The organism is Caulobacter rhizosphaerae (assembly GCF_010977555.1).
Lineage (GTDB): Bacteria > Pseudomonadota > Alphaproteobacteria > Caulobacterales > Caulobacteraceae > Caulobacter > Caulobacter rhizosphaerae.
This window is the reverse complement of the sequence record NZ_CP048815.1, coordinates 5,660,426-5,676,547: the sequence shown is the minus strand read 5'-3', so window position 1 is coordinate 5,676,547 and position 16,122 is coordinate 5,660,426. Positions and strand designations below refer to the sequence as shown.

Sequence of the window (16,122 nt, the reverse complement as noted above, 5' to 3'; positions counted from 1 at the left end):
ATGACGCGCTTTTTGCTCCCCAAGACCGTTTCCGCCGCCCTGCTGGCCGTGGCGGCCCTCGCGCTGTCGTCCTGTGGCTTCACGCCCCTGTACGGCCCCCAGTCGGTCACCAAGGGGCTCAGCGCCATCGAGGTGGTCGCCGCCGACGGTCGCGCCGGCTATCTGTTGCGCGAGAAGCTCGACGACGCCTTCGCGCGGAACGTCAACCTGCTGCCGTCGCACCGCCTGGTCTACACGATCGAGGAGCGGCGCTACGCGCGGGGGGTCCGGGTCGACAATGTCGCCAACCGCTACGAGCTGAGCCTGACGGCCAACTGGCGGCTGCTGGACGCCAAGACCGGGCAGCAGGTGCGGGCGGGCACGACCAGCGCGGCGGTGACCTATGATTCGGCCGACCAGCCCTACGCCTCGATCGCCGCCCAGCAGGACAGCCAGGAGCGCGCCGCCACCGAACTGGCTCGCCGGATTCAGCTGGAGCTGGCCACCTGGCTGGCGGGCAAGGCCAAGGCTTAAGGTCCCGACATGATCCTGTCGAAACGGCCGGACGTCGAACGCTTCCTGCGGGATCCGGCCGCCGATATCCGCGCCGTGGTCATCTATGGCCGCGACCGCGGCGTGGTGCGCGACCGGGCCGACCAGCTGGCCAACAAACTGTTCGAGCGTCCGGACGATCCGTTCGACACCGCCCAGCTGACCGAAAGCGACCTGGACAGCCAGGCCGGCAAGCTCGAGGACGAGCTTTCGGCCCTGTCGATGATGGGCGGCCGACGCCTGGTGCGCCTGCGCCTGACCGGCGAAAAGGGCGGTCCCGACAAGCAGGCCGCCGAAGCCCTGACCCGCCATGTCGAGAGCCAGCTGAACCCCGACGCCTTCTTCCTGATCGAGGCCGGGGCCCTAGGCCGCGACTCCACCCTGCGCAAGGTCGCCGAGAAGGCCGCCGGCGCGGCGGTGATCCCCTGCTACGAGGACGAGGCCGGCGATCTGGCCCGCCTGGCGCGGGAAACCCTGGCCAAGGACAAGGTCAGCCTGAACGGCGAGGCCCTGGACCTGTTCGTCTCGCGCCTGCCCAAGGAGCGCGGCGTGGCCCGGGCCGAGGTCGAGCGCCTGGCCCTCTATCTGGGCCCAGGCAGCGGTGTGGTGGCCACCCCGGCCGACCTGACCGACTTCCTGGGCGTCGAGCCCGAGGCGTCGCTGGGCGACGCCGCCATCGACGCGTTCGGCGGCCGGATCGGCCCCGCCCAGGCCGGGCTGCGGCGCGCCGCCGCCGAGGGCGAAGGCGGCCCGGCCGCCGTGCGGGCCATGGGCTACCACCTGGGCCGTCTGCGCCGCACCCTGACCCTGCACAAGAACGGCGTCGACCTGGCCGCGGCGGCCAAGGCCTCCGGCGTGTTCTGGAAGAGCGAGCGGGAGTTTCTACGTCAGGCCCGGGCCTGGACCCTGGATCAGCTGCTGCTGGTCCAGGCGGAGGTTCTGGCGGCCGACAAGGCCTGCAAGACCTCCGGTTCGCCCGACCAGCTGATCTCCGAGCGCCTGGCCCTGCAGATCGCCGGCAAGGCGCGGCGGCTGGGGCTGTAGCGAACGGCCAAGCTTTGTAATCCGCCGCCATCGTCTATCTTGAGCTTTGGTGATCCCAGGCGAGCCATCATGGACCTCAAGGTGCCCTATGCGGAAAAGGACCAGGCCGAGGCCCTGGGCGCGCGCTGGGAGGCCTCGCGCCGCTGTTGGTATGTTCCGGACGGCGTGGACCTCCTGCCCTTCCGGCGCTGGTTTCCGGAGCAGGACCCCGGCCTTCCGGGACTGAACCTCAGGTCTCTGGAGACCTACGTGGTCACCGCGGCCCATCAGTGCTGGCGTTGCCAGCAGGACACGGTCGTCGCCGGCTTCCTCATGGCGCCCGGCTTCGAGGATTTCAGCGTCTGGCAGGACGACCCCGAGGGCCAGGGCCATTGGGGCGGCGGCGAGGGCTGGCGCTTCGCCTTTCATGTCGACGCCCTGCCCTCCCCGATCGCGGCCCAGGCGATCATGCGGGCCCCGCGCTATCGGCGGGCTTTCAGCCGGGCGACCCGGAGCGCCTACTGGGCGAACCATTGCCCGGCGTGCGAGGCGCAGCAAAGCGACTCCAGGCTTTTCGAGGAGGCGGGCGGACCCTTCGTCCCCCGCGAGGATGGCGATTGGTCCGGTCACCGGGCGGTTCGGGTGAAGGGCGCCTTCGCGGCCGCCGGGTCGTTCGGTCGAGCTATCGACGACGCCACGACGATCCCGGGCGTCAGGGCTGGATCGGCCCCCAGTCCGTCGCTCGTGACCGCGGCTCGGCCGAAAGCCGACGCGACAGGCTTCTCGATCCTGAGGACGCTCCGACGGTGGCTGGGCCTGGCCTAAGCGATTAGGGCGTACATCGCCCGGATCAGACGCTTCAGCCCGGTTGGCCGTCGCGAAACTGCGAGTCGGCCGTCTTGTCAAAAAAAATTAGGACCGACCCGGCGATAGGCTGTGGAAATCCAAGTCGCCGAGGTCCTTGAAAATCCGACCCCGAAACGGAATTTCCATTTCAATATCAGAGGTTTGATCGAGGTTTTGCCTGTCTGGACCGCGTCCTGTCGAGAATTCAGCCGACAGGACTACGGCAACGCCCTCTTCCGTGCGCCACAGAAGACCCTGTCGAGAAGCCTCACGCCCCTCGGGTCAGGCGGTTGCAGAGGTCGTCGAGTTGCTCGAGCGTGGCGTAGCGGATGGTCAGGGCGCCGGCCCCGCCACGATCGTCGATCTCGACGTCCAGGCCGAGCAGCGACGACAGGTCAGCTTCCAGGGACTGGGTGTCGGTGTCCTTCGACTTCGGTGGACGACCGCCGCTCGACTTGGCCCGCGCCTCGCCGGCCGCGTTCGGGGTGCGACGGGCCAGGGCTTCGGTGTCGCGGACCGACAGGCCCTTGTCGATGACCTCTCGGGCCAGCGCCGCCGGATCGGCCGCGGTGGCGATCGCCCGGGCGTGGCCGGCCGTCATCTCGCCGGACGTCACATAACCCTGGACCGAGTCCGGCAGGGCCAGCAGCCGCAGGGTGTTGGCCACATGACTGCGGCTCTTGCCCACCGTCTGGGCGATCCCTTCCTGGGTCTGGCCGAACTTCTCGATCAGCACCTTGTAGCTCAGCGCCTCTTCGATCGCGTTCAGGTCGGCCCGCTGGACGTTCTCGATGATGCCGATTTCCAGCACCGCCAGGTCGTCCAGTTCCCGGACCATGATCGGCAGGGTCTTGAGGCCCGCGCGCTGGGCCGCACGCCAACGACGCTCGCCGGCGACGATCTGGTACTCGCCCGCCGCGCCCGGCGCCGGTCGGACCAGGATCGGCTGCAGGACGCCCTTCTCGCGGATCGAGTCGGAAAGTTCTACCAGGTCTTCCTCGCGGAAGGTCCGGCGGGGCTGGTCGGGATTACGGCGGATCAGCTCGATCGGGGCTTCCCGCGAGCCGGCGCTGGCGTCGCCGGGCGCCTGGGCGGGGGCGGAATCGACCTCGCCGAGCAAGGCGGAAAGGCCGCGACCCAAACCACGACGACCTTCAGACATCCCCGGCTCTCCTGCCACGACCGACTCCTTCACGCGCTCAACACTCAACTTGGACAAAGACTTGGATGGTTATCCTCAGGCGGCGTTCAAGCCGCCTGCGACAGTCGTGACTTCTCGCGGCTGATCACCTCGCGCGCCAGCCGCAGATAGGCCTGGCTGCCCGCGCATTTGAGGTCATAGAGCAGCACGGGCTTACCGAAGGACGGCGCCTCCGACACCCGGACGTTACGGGGTATGACCGCGTCATACACCTTGTCGCCGAAGTGCTCCCGGACATCCCGCGCCACCTGGTCCGACAGGCTGTTGCGGCGATCATACATGGTCAGCACCACGCCCTGGATCTCCAGCTTGGGATTGAGGCTGCCACGGACCCGCTCGATGGTCCGCATCAGCTGGGTCAGGCCCTCCAGGGCGAAGAACTCGCACTGCAGCGGCACGAACACCGCGTCGGCGGCCGTCATGGCGTTGACCGTCAGAACGTTCAGCGACGGCGGGCAGTCGATCAGCACATAGGTGTAGGGACCGTTGGCGCGCAGCGGCTCCAGGGCGTCGCGCAGGCGATAGGACCGCCGGGCCTGCTGGCCCAGCTCGATCTCGACGCCCGACAGGTCGGCGTCGGCCGGGATCACGTCCAGCCCCGGCAGTTCGGTCCGGACCGCGGCGTCGACCACCGGGGCCTCGCCCATCAGGACGTCATAGAGGGTGGTGCGGCGCTGCAGGCGGGTGATGCCCAGCCCCGTCGAGCAGTTGCCCTGCGGATCGGCGTCGATCAGCAGCACGCGCTCGCCGCAGGCCGCTAGGGCGGTGCCGAGGTTAATCGCCGTCGTGGTCTTACCGACCCCGCCCTTCTGGTTGGCGATGGCCAGGACGCGCAGCGGTTGGTCAGACTTTACGGACACTCTTAAGCCCCTTCACTTGCACGATCTGGCCACGCGGGTCGCTCAGGGACGGCCGCAGGTCGGACTCGAATTTCCAATATGTGGCGGCTTCCGCCAATTCGGACGCGACATCTTGTCCCTTCAGGAACCAGGCGGTCGCACCACGCTTCAGGTAGGGCTGGGCATAGCCCAGCAGTCTGACCATCGGCGCGCAGGCCCGGGCGGTCACGACATCGACCTTCAGGTCCAGGTCCTCGGCCCGGGCGTTGTGGATCTCGACCGGCAGGGCCAGTTCATCCGCCACCACGCGCAGGAACCGGCAGCGCTTGGCCATGCTCTCGACCAGATGGACCTTGGCGCCCGGCATGTCCTTCAGCAGGATCGCCAGGACCACGCCCGGCAGGCCGGCGCCCGCCCCCAGGTCCGCCCACGTCCGGGCTTGCGGCGCAAGCGTCAGCAGCTGGGCGCTGTCCCAGGCGTGACGGTTCCAGTAGGTGGCGATCGTCGCTGGGCCCACCAGGTTCATCACCGCGTTCCACTCGGTCAGCAGGGCCTGAAAGCGCGTCAGCTCGGCCAGCCGCTCATCCGAACAGCCTGTCAGCCGCTGGAAAGCGGCGGCGTCGACAGGGTCCAGGTCCTCGATGACCAGGGGCGCGGAGGCGACCGACATCAGGCGGCCTTCGATCGGCGGACGTGGGCCAGCAAGGCCGTCAGGGCGCCGGGGGTCACGCCCTCGATCCGGGCCGCCTGGCCCAGGGTCATAGGCTTCACCCGCGCCAGCTTCTCGCGCACCTCGTTCGACAGGCTGCCGACCAGGCCGTAGTCCAGGTCGGCTGGCAGGCGCAGATCCTCTTCCTTGCGGAACGCCTCGGCGTCATTGCGCTGGCGATCGAGATAGCCGGCATAGGCGGCTTCGATCTCGATCTGCTCGCGAGCCACGGCGCTCCAGGTGGCGATCTCGGGCCATACCGCGGTCAGCCCGTCCAGGGTGACGTCGGGCAAGGCCAGCATGGCCAGCACGTCGCGACGCTGGCCGTCATGATTGACCTTGAAACCGGCCCGATTGGCTTCGGCCGGAGTCAGGGTGACCGAGCGGGCGAAGGCGCGCACGGCGTCCAGCTCGGCCTTCTTCGCGGCCCAGGCCTCGGCCCGGACAGAACCCACGACCCCCAGGGCCAGCCCCTTGTCGGTCAGGCGCTGGTCAGCGTTGTCGGCCCGCAGGATCAGGCGGAACTCGGCCCGGCTGGTGAACATGCGATAGGGCTCGGTGACCCCCCGGGTGACCAGGTCGTCGATCATCACCCCGATATAGGCCTCGTCGCGGGCGAACACGGCGGGTTCCCCGCCCCGCACGGCCAGGGCCGCGTTGAGCCCGGCCATCAGGCCCTGGGCGCCGGCTTCCTCGTAGCCCGTCGTGCCGTTGATCTGGCCGGCCAGGTAGAGCCCGGGCAGACGCTTGGTCTCCAGCGTCGGGTAGAGCTCGCGCGGGTCGACATAGTCATACTCGATCGCATAGCCGTACCGGATGACCTCGACGGCCTCCAGGCCGGGCATGGTGCGCAGGAACAGCAGCTGGGTCTCGGCCGAGACCGAAGTGGAGACGCCGTTCGGATAGACCGTGTGGTCGTCCAGGCCCTCGGGCTCCAGGAACACCTGGTGGCTGGTCTTGTCGGCGAAGCGGACGACCTTGTCCTCGATCGACGGGCAGTAGCGCGGACCGATCCCCGTGGCGCGGCCGCCATAGACCGCCGACTCGCCCAGGCGCTCGGCGATGATCCTGTGGGTCTCGGCCGTCGTATAGGTGATGCCGCACTGGATCTGCGGCACGTCCACGTGGGTCGTCAGGAACGAGAACGGCTCGGGCTGGGCGTCGGCGGCCTGCATTTCCAGCCGGTCCCAGGCGATGGTCCGGCCGTCGAGGCGCGCGGGGGTGCCGGTCTTCAGGCGGCCCATGTCGAAGCCCAGGGCGTAGAGGCGGTCCGAAAGGCCGATCGACGGCGCGTCGCCGACCCGGCCGGCCGGCGTGCGAGTCTCGCCCTGATGGATGAGGCCCTTCAGGAAGGTCCCGGTGGTCAGCACTACACGTGAAGCACGGTAGACGCCGCCCTCCCCGTCGATCACGCCGGCCACGGCGCCGTCCTCGACGATCAGGTCTTCGGCTGCGGCGGCGATCACGTCGAGGTTCGGATAGGCGAACAGTTCGGCCTGCATGGCCTCGCGATAGAGCTTGCGGTCGATCTGCGAACGCGGACCGCGCACGGCCGGACCCTTCGAGCGGTTCAGCAGCCGATACTGGATGCCGGCCTTGTCGCCGATCCGGCCCATCACGCCGTCCAGGGCGTCGATTTCGCGGACCAGATGGCCCTTGCCCAGCCCGCCGATGGCGGGATTGCACGACATCTCGCCGACGGTCTCGCGCTTGTGGGTCAGCAGCAAGGTGCGCGCGCCCGTGCGCGCCGACGCGGCCGCCGCCTCACAGCCGGCGTGACCGCCGCCGATGACAATGACATCCCAGGTGTTGGACAAGATGCGCCTCAATGCGAACGCCCCCGTCGCGGCGGGGGCGTGATCAACCTTATACGTGGAACCTCCCGGATCGGCGAGTCGGTCCCGGGTGTTTCACGTGAAACACCGCCGAGACATCTGTGATCAGCCTGTGGATGATTCAAGTCGATGTTTCACGTGAAACATCACTTGCCGATGCAGAAGCTTGAAAACACGCGATCCAGCACATCCTCCGGATCGATCCGCCCGGTGATCCGCGATAGAGCGCGGGTCGCCAACCGGACATCCTCCGCAGCCAGTTCGACCTCCAGCCCGACATCCGAAAGGGCCCGCTGAATATAGGTCCGCGCTTCGACCAGACTTTCCGCGTGGCGGATCCGCGTGGCGGCCGGGAACTCGGCCCCGGACAGGGCCTCGACCACGTGGGACGTCAGGGCCGCCCTCGCCTCTTCCGCTCCGTCCGGCTTGCGGGCGGCCATCTCGATCACCTTCAAGCCCTGGGCGGCAAGAATCTCGCGCAGCTCCTCCAGCCGATAGGCGTCGACCAAGTCGATCTTGTTGACCACCGCCCAGTCACCTGACCGGAGCGCCGACAGCTCGTTGTTCTGTTTCACGTGGAACATCGCCGCGTCGATTACCCACAGCCGCAGGTCCGCCTCGGCCGCCCAGGCCCGCGCCCGGCGGACACCTTCGGCCTCGATGGCGTCCTCGGTCTCGCGCAGACCGGCCGTATCGGCGAGCAGCGTCTTGTAGCCGCCCAGGGTCAGGGGGACCTCGATGACGTCGCGGGTGGTGCCTGGCGTCGACGTCACGATCGCCGCGTCGCGCTCGGCCAGGGCGTTCAGCAGCGTGCTCTTGCCGGCGTTGGGCGAACCGACCAAGGCGATGCGGAAGCCGTCGCGCACCCGCCGGCCGCGCGAGGCGTCGACCAGGGCGGCGGCGATCTGCGCCTCCAGCGCTTCCAGGCCGGGCCGGGCCCGGGCCGCCACATCCTCCGGAAGTTCCTCGTCCGGGAAGTCGACAGCCGCCTCCAGCATGGCCAAGGCCTGGACCAGAAGCTCACGCCAGGCGTCGTAACGCTGGCTGAGCGCCCCGCCCAGTTGGCCCAGCGCCTGGCGGCGTTGGGCGTCGGTCTCGGCGTCGATCAGGTCGGCCACGCCCTCGGCCTGGGTCAGATCCAGCTTGCCGTTCTCGAAGGCGCGCCGCGTGAACTCGCCGGGCTCGGCCAGACGCAGACCTTCCGACGCTAAGGCCTCCAGCACGGCCTCGACCACGGCCCTACCGCCGTGCACGTGAAACTCGGCCGCGTCCTCCCCGGTATAGCTGGCCGGACCCGGGAACCAGAGCACCAGCGCGTCATCGAGCGCTACCTCACCATGAGTCAGTCGGCGCAGGGCTGCCTGGCGCGGCCTAGGCGGATCGCCGGCGAGAGCCTGCACGGCGCGGGCGGCCCGGGGTCCCGAGACCCGCACCACCGCTACGGCCGCCCTGCCCCCCCCGGTGGCCGGAGCGTAGATCGTGTCGTTCATTCGGCCTTGCCGCCCATGCCGCCGACCGCCGCTCCGGCCGCCGCGGTCATCAGCTTGCGGAACTGGTCCTGGGCCCCGGCTCCGAACGCCATCCAGTTCTTCATCAGTTCCTCGGGCGCGAGCATGGCCATGTTGGAGGTCATGCGATCCTGCATTTCCTTGACCAGATGCTCGTTCAGGGCGCTCACGTCCGGCAGGCCCAGGAAGGCGCGGGCCTCTACCGGCGTGCAGTCAATCTCAATGGTCATCTTCATGATCTGGGGTTCCCTGCCGCGGAGGCACGATATTGTTATGCCCTGACCGCATCGGCGCACGTTAGAGCGCTTCGGTCGAAAGTCCCATCGACGCCAAAAGATCCGCCAGCGATACGGAGAGCCCCATGTCCGAGACCCTCACGATCACCACCCCCGACGGCGCCTTCTCCGCCTATGTGGCGCGCCCTTCGGCCGCCCCCGCCCCGGCCATCGTCGTCATCCAGGAGATCTTCGGCGTCAACAAGGTGATGCGCGATATCTGCGACGACCTGGCCTCCCAGGGCTTCGTCGCCGTCTGCCCCGACCTGTTCTGGCGCATCGAGCCGGGCATCGACATCACCGACCAGAGCGAAGCCGAATGGAAGAAGGCCTTCGAGCTCTACAACGCCTTCGATGTCGACGCCGGAGTCTCCGACATCGCGGCGACGATCGCCGCGACCCGCGCCCGGCCCGGCGTCAGCGGCAAGGTCGGGGCGGTCGGCTATTGCCTGGGCGGCCTGCTGGCTTTCCTGACCGCCGTCCGCACGGACGCTGACGCCAGCGTCTCCTACTATGGCGTCGGGACCGAGAAGCATGTCGCCGAGGCCGAAAAGCTGGCCCGCCCCCTGCTGATGCACATCGCCGAGGAGGACCAGTTTGTGCCCAAGGAAGCCCAGAAGGTCATCCTCGACGCGCTGAAGGACCACCCCCAGATCGAGATCCACACCTATCCCGGCCGCGACCACGCCTTCGCCCGGGTGGGCGGCGCGCACTATGACGCGGCCGACGCCGGTACGGCCAACGCCCGCAGCCTGACCTTCTTCAAGTCCAACCTGGGCTGACCGTCATGCTGGCCATACAAGCTGTCCGCACCGGCGGCCCCGAGGTGCTGGAGGCCGTCGACCTTCGCGTCCCCACGCCCGGCCCAGGCCAGGTCCTGGTCCGCCACCAGGCCGTGGGCCTGAATTTCATCGACACCTATCACCGCAGCGGCCTCTACCCGATGAAGATGCCGGTGGTGCTGGGCCTGGAAGCCGCCGGGGTCGTCGAGGCGCTGGGCGACGGCGTTACGCGGTTCAAGGCCGGCGATCGTATCGGCTATAACGGCACGCTCGGCGCCTATGCCCAGGCCGCTGTGGTCCCGGCCGACCGGGCGGTCAAGGTCCCCGACGAGGTCAGTCTGGAGACCGCCGCGGCCGTCCTGCTCAAGGGCATGACCGCCGAGTTCCTGGTCCGCCGCTGCCACAAGGTCGAACCCGGTCAGACCATCCTGGTCCACGCGGCGGCCGGCGGCGTCGGGTCCATCCTGGTTCAGTGGGCCAAGGCGCTGGGCGCGACGGTGATCGCCACGGTCGGCTCGGAGGCCAAGGCCGCCCTCGCCCGCGGCCACGGCGCCGACCATGTCATCCTCTATGGCGAGGAGGACGTCGCGGCCAAGGTCGCGGAGATCACCGGCGGCCAGGGCGTGGCCGTGGTCTATGACGGGGTGGGCAAGGACACCTTCGAGACCAGCCTCAAGAGCCTGGGCCGGCGCGGCGTGCTGGCGACCTTCGGCAACGCCTCGGGCCCGGCCCCGGCGATCGCGCCGCTGGAACTGGGCGCCAAGTCGCTGTTCGTGACCCGGCCGCGCCTGTTCGACTACATCGCTACGACGACCGAACTGGACGAGAGCGCCGCAGCCCTGTTCGCGGTGCTGGCGTCCGGCGCGGTGAAGATCGAGGTCGGGCAGACGTTCCCGTTGGCCCAGGCGCGAGCGGCGCACGAGGCGCTGGAGGGTCGGCGAACGACTGGGGCGACCTTGTTGATCCCGTAGAGCCACGTCGGGGACATGCTCTCACGGCAGTGTGCTAGACGGGCTTACCGGGGTGCTCGATGTGAGTGCGTGTCTCCATCTTCGTCCGCTGAGCGAGGGGTAATCGTCGGGCGCCGAGGACGACGGTGGGGACACGCACTCACCCGACGGTCCGGGATCGACTGGCGGGGCCCTGCCGTGAGAGCATGTCCCCGGCGGGGATAGACGGCGCCCAATCCCCGTCGCCGGCGCGAACAATCCCAGCCCTTTCAACACCCTGAAAAATAATCAGCGTCACAAGTCCTCGGACCTCAAACCCGTCCCATACTGATCTCGTCTCCATCGCGGGGAGGGCTCTTGGTACCGGCCCAAGCAGGCGGTGGGGATGGAACCGAGCGCGGCCGCCTGGGCCTGGCGATCGGACCGCGGCGGGCGGCGGGGCTCAGAAGGCTCCAAGGCTTGTCGGGGGCGATGGCGGGACAGGCGGGTTGACGGGGCTGGGAGTTCAAACCGGCCTGTTCGAGGATCAGTCGGAGTCGCCGACGGCCCCTTCCGGGCGACTTTGATCCTGCCCGCCCGAGGGGAAACGTCGATCGGGATGAAACAAGCCCTCAATCGCCGTCCCTTGAGACAAACGGTTTCGCGGAGCGGTCAGGTCTAGCCGAAACGCACACTCAACACCCACGGTCATCCGGGCTCGGCCCGGACCGCTCCGCGCCTCCCCACCCACTCGCCCGCGAAGGGCCGAGGTCGAAGAGCCGTGTCTGGGGACAGGCGCATGCGCCTGTCCCCGTCCGCGATCCACAAACAAAAGGCGGCTGGATCGCTCCAGCCGCCCTTCGTGTTTCACGTGAAACACCAAGCTTAAGTGTTCATGCTCTGGAAGAAATCGCCGTTGGTCTTCGACTGGCGCATCTTTTCCAGCAGGAACTCGATGGCGTCCGAAGCGCCCATCGGGTTGAGAATGCGGCGCAGGACGTAGGTCTTCTGCAGCTGGTCGCGCGGGGTGATCAGCTCCTCCTTGCGGGTGCCGGACTTCAGCACGTCGATGGCCGGGAAGATGCGCTTGTCAGCCACTTTCCGGTCGAGCACGATTTCCGAGTTGCCGGTGCCCTTGAACTCTTCGAAGATCACTTCGTCCATGCGGCTGCCCGTGTCGATCAGGGCGGTGGCGATGATCGACAGCGAACCGCCCTCCTCCACGTTGCGCGCCGCGCCGAAGAAGCGCTTGGGGCGCTGCAGGGCGTTGGCGTCGACGCCGCCGGTCAGCACCTTGCCCGACGACGGGACGGTGGTGTTGTAGGCGCGGCCCAGGCGGGTGACCGAGTCCAGCAGGATGACCACGTCGCGCTTATGCTCGACCAGGCGCTTGGCCTTCTCGATGACCATCTCGGCCACTTGCACGTGACGGGTCGCCGGCTCGTCGAAGGTCGAAGCGATGACCTCGCCCTTCACCGTGCGCTGCATGTCGGTGACTTCTTCCGGACGCTCGTCGATCAGCAGCACGATCAGGTAGCATTCGGGGTGGTTGGTCTCGATCGACTTGGCGATGTTCTGCAGCATCACCGTCTTGCCGACGCGCGGCGGAGCGACGATCAGGCAGCGCTGGCCCTTGCCCAGCGGCGCGACGATGTCGATCACCCGACCCGAACGATCCTTGATAGTCGGATCGGGCAGTTCCATGTGCAGGCGCTCTTCGGGATAGAGCGGCGTCAGGTTGTCGAAGTGGACCTTGTGCTTGACGTTGTCCGGGCTCTCGAAATTGATCTTCGAGACGCCGGTCAGGGCGAAGTAGCGTTCGCCCTCGCGCGGCGAGCGGATAGCGCCCTCAATGGTGTCGCCGGTGCGCAGGCCGAACTTGCGGATCTGTGAGGGCGACACGTAGATATCGTCCGGACCCGGAAGATAGTTGGCCTCCGGCGAGCGCAGGAAGCCGAAGCCGTCCTGCACCACTTCCATCGTGCCCGAGCCCGAGATCTCCACGCCTTCCTCGGCCAGGGTCTTCAGGATCGCGAACATCATGTCCTGCTTGCGCATGGAATTGGCGTTCTCGACCTCGAAGGTCTCGGCGAAGGCCAGCAGGTCGGCCGGGGATTTCTCCTTCAGCTCCTGCAGCGACATGGTCTTCAGGCCCATGGCCGCGACCGCGGCGCTGATCTCGGAATCGTCGTCGCCGTCGTCACCGTTGCCGGAGGGGGCCTCGGCGGCCTCGACCGTCGTGTCGATGACGGGTTCCAGCTCGAGGCCAGGTTGGTTTTCGGTTTGGTCGGTCATAGTGACACTCAACGTCGCTCGGCCCGCGAAGGTGCGAGCCGGGCCTTGGTTCTAAAACGGACTCGTCGCGGTGAAGCGGCGAGCGGGTCGCGCCATGACGACGGCGCGTATCGATCGGGGGACAGACCTTCGAAGCGACAGCTCCGGGGGCGCGTCAGGACGAGCGCCGGTCCGTGGGAGGCGGGAACAGGCCGCGAGGCGGCATGTCTCCCGGATGGGAACCACAAGCGGCCCCGCCGGTCAAGCGAAGCCGCTGCTCACTCGACGCCTACGGCGCTGGACCCACGTCCATGCCGTCGTAGCTCGCCAGGCCTTCCCGTTTCGCGAAAGCGTAAAATTCGGCGTTGCGAGCGTCCAGGCTATCGACCGTATGGTGCTCGATCCGCTCGACGTGCAGCCACCAGACATTTTTCTTGTCCTTGTGGATCTCGACGAAGCGATAGCCCTGATCCCCCAGGATCTTGCCCGCCTGCTCCAAGGCGGGGCGATCGGCGCTGGTGAAGAAATAGCCCCACAGCAGCGGCCCATCGACATTCCAGGGCGAGCTGCTGCGCATGTTCGAGAACATCGCTTCCAGCTGCGGCCGGGAAATCTGCGCCGCCTGGACCGAGTTCGGCCCCGCGATCAACAGCAAGCCAAGCACGGTTGCGCGGAGTGTTTTCAGCGTTCCCATCAGTGGCCCAGGAACTTGGTCGTCACCGACAGCACGATGACGATGGCCGCCAGGAACGGCAGCTCGTTGGTCATCCGCCAGAACTTCTCGGACCGGGTGTTGCTCCCCGCGGCGAACTGGCGACGGGCCTTGGAGACGAAGCCGTGCCAGGCGAACAGGAAGATCAGGGCCGCGATCTTGGTCAGGGCCCAGGGCTTCAGATAGAAGTCCGGCCCCAGGCGCTGGGTGTCGACCATCGCCAGCAGCAGGCCCATCAGCAAGGCCAGGATCATGGCCGGATTGATGATGATCCGCAGGGTCCGCAGCTCGGCCAGCTTGAACACCGCGTCCATGTCGGAGCCGGGCTCCGTCTTCATGTGATAGACGAACAGCCGCGGCAGGATCAGCATGCCGGCGATCCAGGCCATGACGAAGACGATGTGCAGGCCGCGGATCAGGTCGAAGTGACCGGCCAGGAAATCCATCATGCGCACGCTCCCTGCGTGTTCGGACATTGGATGCGATCGCCGCCGCAGCGCCAGGCGCAAGTCGTGACCAGCCGATCCTCAGCGCCGATAGCCGCTTGAACCGCGCGGCCCAGGCCCCGGATGAAGTCGGGGGCGACGCCCAGGGCCGGGACCCGGACATAGGCCGGGCAGCCCGCCTTGATCGCCACCTCGCGATATTCGTGGTCCAGCTCGACCAGGGTCTCGATGTGCTCGGAGACGAAGGCGATCGGCGTCACCACCAGGGCCAGGCCCTGCTGGCTGGCGGCGCGGATCTCGTCCTCGGTCGAGGGACCGATCCATTTCATCGGCCCCACCCGGCTCTGATAGGTCACCCGCCAGTCCCAGCCCTCCCCCAGCCGGGCGGCCACCGCCGCGGCCGTCGCCTCGACCTGCCGCTGGTAAGGATCGCCGGCCAGGATCACCTTTTCCGGCAGGCCGTGGGCTGAGAACAGCAGCCGCGCCGGACCGGGGCGTCCAGCCTTGTCGTAAGCGGCCTTGATCAGATCGGCATGGGCCTGAACCAGAGCCTCGTCGACCGGATAGCAGCAGACCGTCGAAACGCGGCCCGGCCCCCCGCGGTAGGCTCGGTTCCAAGCCTTCAGAGACGACCCCGTCGTGGTCGTCGAATATTGCGGATAGAGCGGCAGCAGCACCACCTCGTCCGGCGCGAAGGCCTTGACGGCCTTGGCGGTCTCCTCGGTGAGCGGCTTCCAGTAGCGCATGGCGATGAAGCAGCGGGTCTCGGCGTCGGGGAAACGCACCGCCAGGTCCGCTTCCAGCGCCCTGGCCTGTTTCTCCGTCTCGGGCAACAGGGGCGAACCGCCACCCATCAGCGCGTAGTTTTCCTTGGCCAGCTTCGCACGAGTCCCGGCGATCAGGGCGGCGATCGGATAGCGCAGCGGCGCGGGCAGGCCGATGATCGCCGGATCGCGGAACAGGTTGAACAGGAACGGCCGCACCGCGTCCGGCCCATCGGGCCCCCCCAGGTTGAACAGGACGACGGCGACCTTGCGCCTCTTCCCGGCCAGATCGGTCATTTCCCGGTGACCCGGGCCAGCACCGCCTCGACATGGGCGATCGGCGTGTCAGGCAGAATGCCGTGACCCAGGTTGAAGATGTAGGGACCCTGTCCCCACTGTTCCAGCAACTGGTCGACCCGCGCCAGCAAGGCGTCGCCGCCGGCCCGCAGCAGCAGCGGATCCAGTGCGCCCTGGATGGCCTTCGTCTTCTGGATCGCCTGACCCAAAGCCGCGGAGGCCTGGGTGTCCAGCGCCACGCCCTGCACGGGCGTGACCCGGGCATAGGTCTCGACCAGGGTTCCGGCCCCGCGCGGAAAGCCGATCACCGGCGTGGTCACGCCCTTGGCCCGCAGGCCCTCGACGATGGCCGTGTGCGGCTTGGTCACCAGCCGGTCGAACAACGGCTCGGACAAGCCTTCCGCCCAGCTCTCGAACAGCTTCAGCACCTGGGCGCCGGACGCCGCCTGCATGGCCAGGTAGTCGATCGTCGCGTCGACGAGCACCTGGATCAGGGCGTCCAGCTTTTCGGCGTTCTGGTAGGCGAAGGTCCGCGCGCCGGAACGGTCGCTGGAGCCGCCCTCGATCATGTAGGTCGCCACGGTCCAGGGCGCACCGGCGAAACCGATCAGGGCCCGTTCGGGCTCCAGGGCCGAGCGCACGCGGCTGAGCGTCTCGCCCACCGCGGCCAACGCCTGGCCGGCCTGGCCTGTCAATTCGCGCATCGACTCGATCGACGGCAGGTCGCCCAGCTTGGGCCCCTCGCCCGCCTCGAACCAGACCTTCTGACCCAGGGCCTGAGGGATCAGCAGGATGTCGGCGAAGACGATGGCCGCGTCATAAGGAAACCGCCGCATGGGCTGCAGGGTCACCTCGGCGGCCTTCTCCGGGTTCAGGCAGAAGTCGATGAAGGTCGGCTCGGTCGCCCGGACCGCCCGATACTCCGGCAGGTACCGGCCGGCCTGGCGCATGAACCAGACGGGCGGGCGTTCGGCCTTATGGCCATCCAGGACGGAAAGGAGCTTGGGCTTTTGGGACGTGCTCATGTCAGGCCTTAAATCCCGTCAGGCCCGTGGGCTCAAGCCCGTATCTCCCCGGAGGCCTTCTTCCCTTCTTCCTTCTTTCTTTAAGAAGATTTTAAGGAAGATTGTAGGAGATGGTGAGCAAGTGCC

16 protein-coding genes are annotated in these 16,122 nt (G+C 68.0%); 5 read left to right on the top strand and 11 right to left on the bottom strand.

Translation table 11 applies throughout. From position 1 onward, the window contains the following. The 3 genes from lptE to G3M57_RS25920 all read left to right on the top strand — a co-directional run bounded on the left by lptE (window position 1) and on the right by G3M57_RS25920 (window position 2,379). Window positions 1-513, top strand: coding sequence for an LPS assembly lipoprotein LptE (lptE, locus tag G3M57_RS25930; protein ID WP_056759449.1), 513 nt, complete (start codon window positions 1-3; stop codon window positions 511-513). A gap of 9 nt (window positions 514-522) precedes the next feature. Further along, window positions 523-1,575 (top strand): DNA polymerase III subunit delta, encoded by a 1,053-nt coding sequence (gene holA / locus G3M57_RS25925; RefSeq protein ID WP_163233576.1) that lies wholly within the window; start codon window positions 523-525, stop codon window positions 1,573-1,575. Window positions 1,576-1,644: 69 nt separating this feature from the next. Further along, entirely contained in the window at window positions 1,645-2,379 is a 735-nt protein-coding gene (locus G3M57_RS25920; protein ID WP_163233575.1) for a DUF5710 domain-containing protein, read from the top strand. A 289-nt stretch (window positions 2,380-2,668) separates the two neighbouring features. On the opposite strand, the gene G3M57_RS25915 is transcribed toward G3M57_RS25920, so the two are convergent. The 6 genes from G3M57_RS25915 to G3M57_RS25890 form a co-directional block, all read right to left on the bottom strand. Beyond that, entirely contained in the window at window positions 2,669-3,562 is an 894-nt protein-coding gene (locus tag G3M57_RS25915) for a ParB/RepB/Spo0J family partition protein (RefSeq protein WP_163233574.1), read from the bottom strand. Between the two features lie 86 nt (window positions 3,563-3,648). Continuing rightward, window positions 3,649-4,461 (bottom strand): ParA family protein, encoded by an 813-nt coding sequence (locus G3M57_RS25910; protein ID WP_028039633.1) that lies wholly within the window; start codon window positions 4,459-4,461, stop codon window positions 3,649-3,651. Beyond that, window positions 4,445-5,110 carry a 16S rRNA (guanine(527)-N(7))-methyltransferase RsmG gene (gene rsmG / locus G3M57_RS25905; RefSeq protein WP_163233573.1) on the bottom strand — a complete coding sequence of 222 codons (666 nt, stop codon included), beginning with the start codon at window positions 5,108-5,110 and terminating at the stop codon, window positions 4,445-4,447. Before rsmG ends, G3M57_RS25910 begins: the two co-directional genes overlap by 17 nt. Beyond that, window positions 5,110-6,966 carry a tRNA uridine-5-carboxymethylaminomethyl(34) synthesis enzyme MnmG gene (mnmG, locus tag G3M57_RS25900; RefSeq protein ID WP_163233572.1) on the bottom strand — a complete coding sequence of 619 codons (1,857 nt, stop codon included), beginning with the start codon at window positions 6,964-6,966 and terminating at the stop codon, window positions 5,110-5,112. The genes rsmG and mnmG overlap by 1 nt, the downstream gene beginning before the upstream one ends. 164 nt (window positions 6,967-7,130) lie before the next feature. Beyond that, window positions 7,131-8,474 carry a tRNA uridine-5-carboxymethylaminomethyl(34) synthesis GTPase MnmE gene (gene mnmE / locus G3M57_RS25895; RefSeq protein ID WP_163233571.1) on the bottom strand — a complete coding sequence of 448 codons (1,344 nt, stop codon included), beginning with the start codon at window positions 8,472-8,474 and terminating at the stop codon, window positions 7,131-7,133. Beyond that, window positions 8,471-8,728 (bottom strand): DUF6489 family protein, encoded by a 258-nt coding sequence (locus G3M57_RS25890; RefSeq protein ID WP_056759465.1) that lies wholly within the window; start codon window positions 8,726-8,728, stop codon window positions 8,471-8,473. The genes mnmE and G3M57_RS25890 overlap by 4 nt, the downstream gene beginning before the upstream one ends. A 125-nt stretch (window positions 8,729-8,853) precedes the next feature. On the opposite strand from G3M57_RS25890, the gene G3M57_RS25885 reads away from it, so the two are divergent. Both G3M57_RS25885 and G3M57_RS25880 read left to right on the top strand, forming a co-directional pair. After that, window positions 8,854-9,549 (top strand): dienelactone hydrolase family protein, encoded by a 696-nt coding sequence (locus tag G3M57_RS25885; protein WP_163233570.1) that lies wholly within the window; start codon window positions 8,854-8,856, stop codon window positions 9,547-9,549. A 5-nt stretch (window positions 9,550-9,554) separates the two neighbouring features. Further along, window positions 9,555-10,520 (top strand): quinone oxidoreductase family protein, encoded by a 966-nt coding sequence (locus G3M57_RS25880; RefSeq protein ID WP_163233569.1) that lies wholly within the window; start codon window positions 9,555-9,557, stop codon window positions 10,518-10,520. Window positions 10,521-11,363: 843 nt separating this feature from the next. On the opposite strand, the gene rho is transcribed toward G3M57_RS25880, so the two are convergent. From rho to hemE, 5 genes are all read right to left on the bottom strand, one after another. Further along, window positions 11,364-12,773 (bottom strand): transcription termination factor Rho, encoded by a 1,410-nt coding sequence (rho, locus tag G3M57_RS25875; protein ID WP_163233568.1) that lies wholly within the window; start codon window positions 12,771-12,773, stop codon window positions 11,364-11,366. 268 nt (window positions 12,774-13,041) lie between these two features. After that, a complete protein-coding gene (locus tag G3M57_RS25870; RefSeq protein WP_163233567.1) occupies window positions 13,042-13,446 on the bottom strand; it encodes a ribonuclease E inhibitor RraB in 405 nt (134 codons plus the stop codon). Beyond that, window positions 13,446-13,913 (bottom strand): CopD family protein, encoded by a 468-nt coding sequence (locus G3M57_RS25865; RefSeq protein ID WP_163233566.1) that lies wholly within the window; start codon window positions 13,911-13,913, stop codon window positions 13,446-13,448. The genes G3M57_RS25870 and G3M57_RS25865 overlap by 1 nt, the downstream gene beginning before the upstream one ends. Next, entirely contained in the window at window positions 13,910-14,971 is a 1,062-nt protein-coding gene (gene hemH, locus G3M57_RS25860) for a ferrochelatase (RefSeq protein WP_163233565.1), read from the bottom strand. Before hemH ends, G3M57_RS25865 begins: the two co-directional genes overlap by 4 nt. Then, window positions 14,968-15,996: a uroporphyrinogen decarboxylase gene (gene hemE / locus G3M57_RS25855; protein ID WP_163233564.1), complete on the bottom strand. Its 1,029-nt coding sequence runs from the start codon at window positions 15,994-15,996 to the stop codon at window positions 14,968-14,970. The genes hemH and hemE overlap by 4 nt, the downstream gene beginning before the upstream one ends. Window positions 15,997-16,122: the final 126 nt, after the last annotated feature.

Bases quoted from the DNA above. Each gene is read 5' to 3' on its own strand.
- lptE (WP_056759449.1), top strand. From the start codon at position 1: ATGACGCGCTTTTTGCTCCCCAAGACCGTTTCCGCCGCCCTGCTGGCC.
- G3M57_RS25885 (WP_163233570.1), top strand. From the start codon at position 8,854: ATGTCCGAGACCCTCACGATCACCACCCCCGACGGCGCCTTCTCCGCC.
- G3M57_RS25870 (WP_163233567.1), bottom strand. From the start codon at position 13,446: ATGGGAACGCTGAAAACACTCCGCGCAACCGTGCTTGGCTTGCTGTTG.
- G3M57_RS25880 (WP_163233569.1), top strand. From the start codon at position 9,555: ATGCTGGCCATACAAGCTGTCCGCACCGGCGGCCCCGAGGTGCTGGAG.
- G3M57_RS25890 (WP_056759465.1), bottom strand. From the start codon at position 8,728: ATGAAGATGACCATTGAGATTGACTGCACGCCGGTAGAGGCCCGCGCC.
- holA (WP_163233576.1), top strand. From the start codon at position 523: ATGATCCTGTCGAAACGGCCGGACGTCGAACGCTTCCTGCGGGATCCG.
- G3M57_RS25865 (WP_163233566.1), bottom strand. From the start codon at position 13,913: ATGATGGATTTCCTGGCCGGTCACTTCGACCTGATCCGCGGCCTGCAC.
- hemE (WP_163233564.1), bottom strand. From the start codon at position 15,996: ATGAGCACGTCCCAAAAGCCCAAGCTCCTTTCCGTCCTGGATGGCCAT.
- hemH (WP_163233565.1), bottom strand. From the start codon at position 14,971: ATGACCGATCTGGCCGGGAAGAGGCGCAAGGTCGCCGTCGTCCTGTTC.
- G3M57_RS25920 (WP_163233575.1), top strand. From the start codon at position 1,645: ATGGACCTCAAGGTGCCCTATGCGGAAAAGGACCAGGCCGAGGCCCTG.
- G3M57_RS25915 (WP_163233574.1), bottom strand. From the start codon at position 3,562: ATGTCTGAAGGTCGTCGTGGTTTGGGTCGCGGCCTTTCCGCCTTGCTC.
- rho (WP_163233568.1), bottom strand. From the start codon at position 12,773: ATGACCGACCAAACCGAAAACCAACCTGGCCTCGAGCTGGAACCCGTC.
- rsmG (WP_163233573.1), bottom strand. From the start codon at position 5,110: ATGTCGGTCGCCTCCGCGCCCCTGGTCATCGAGGACCTGGACCCTGTC.
- mnmE (WP_163233571.1), bottom strand. From the start codon at position 8,474: ATGAACGACACGATCTACGCTCCGGCCACCGGGGGGGGCAGGGCGGCC.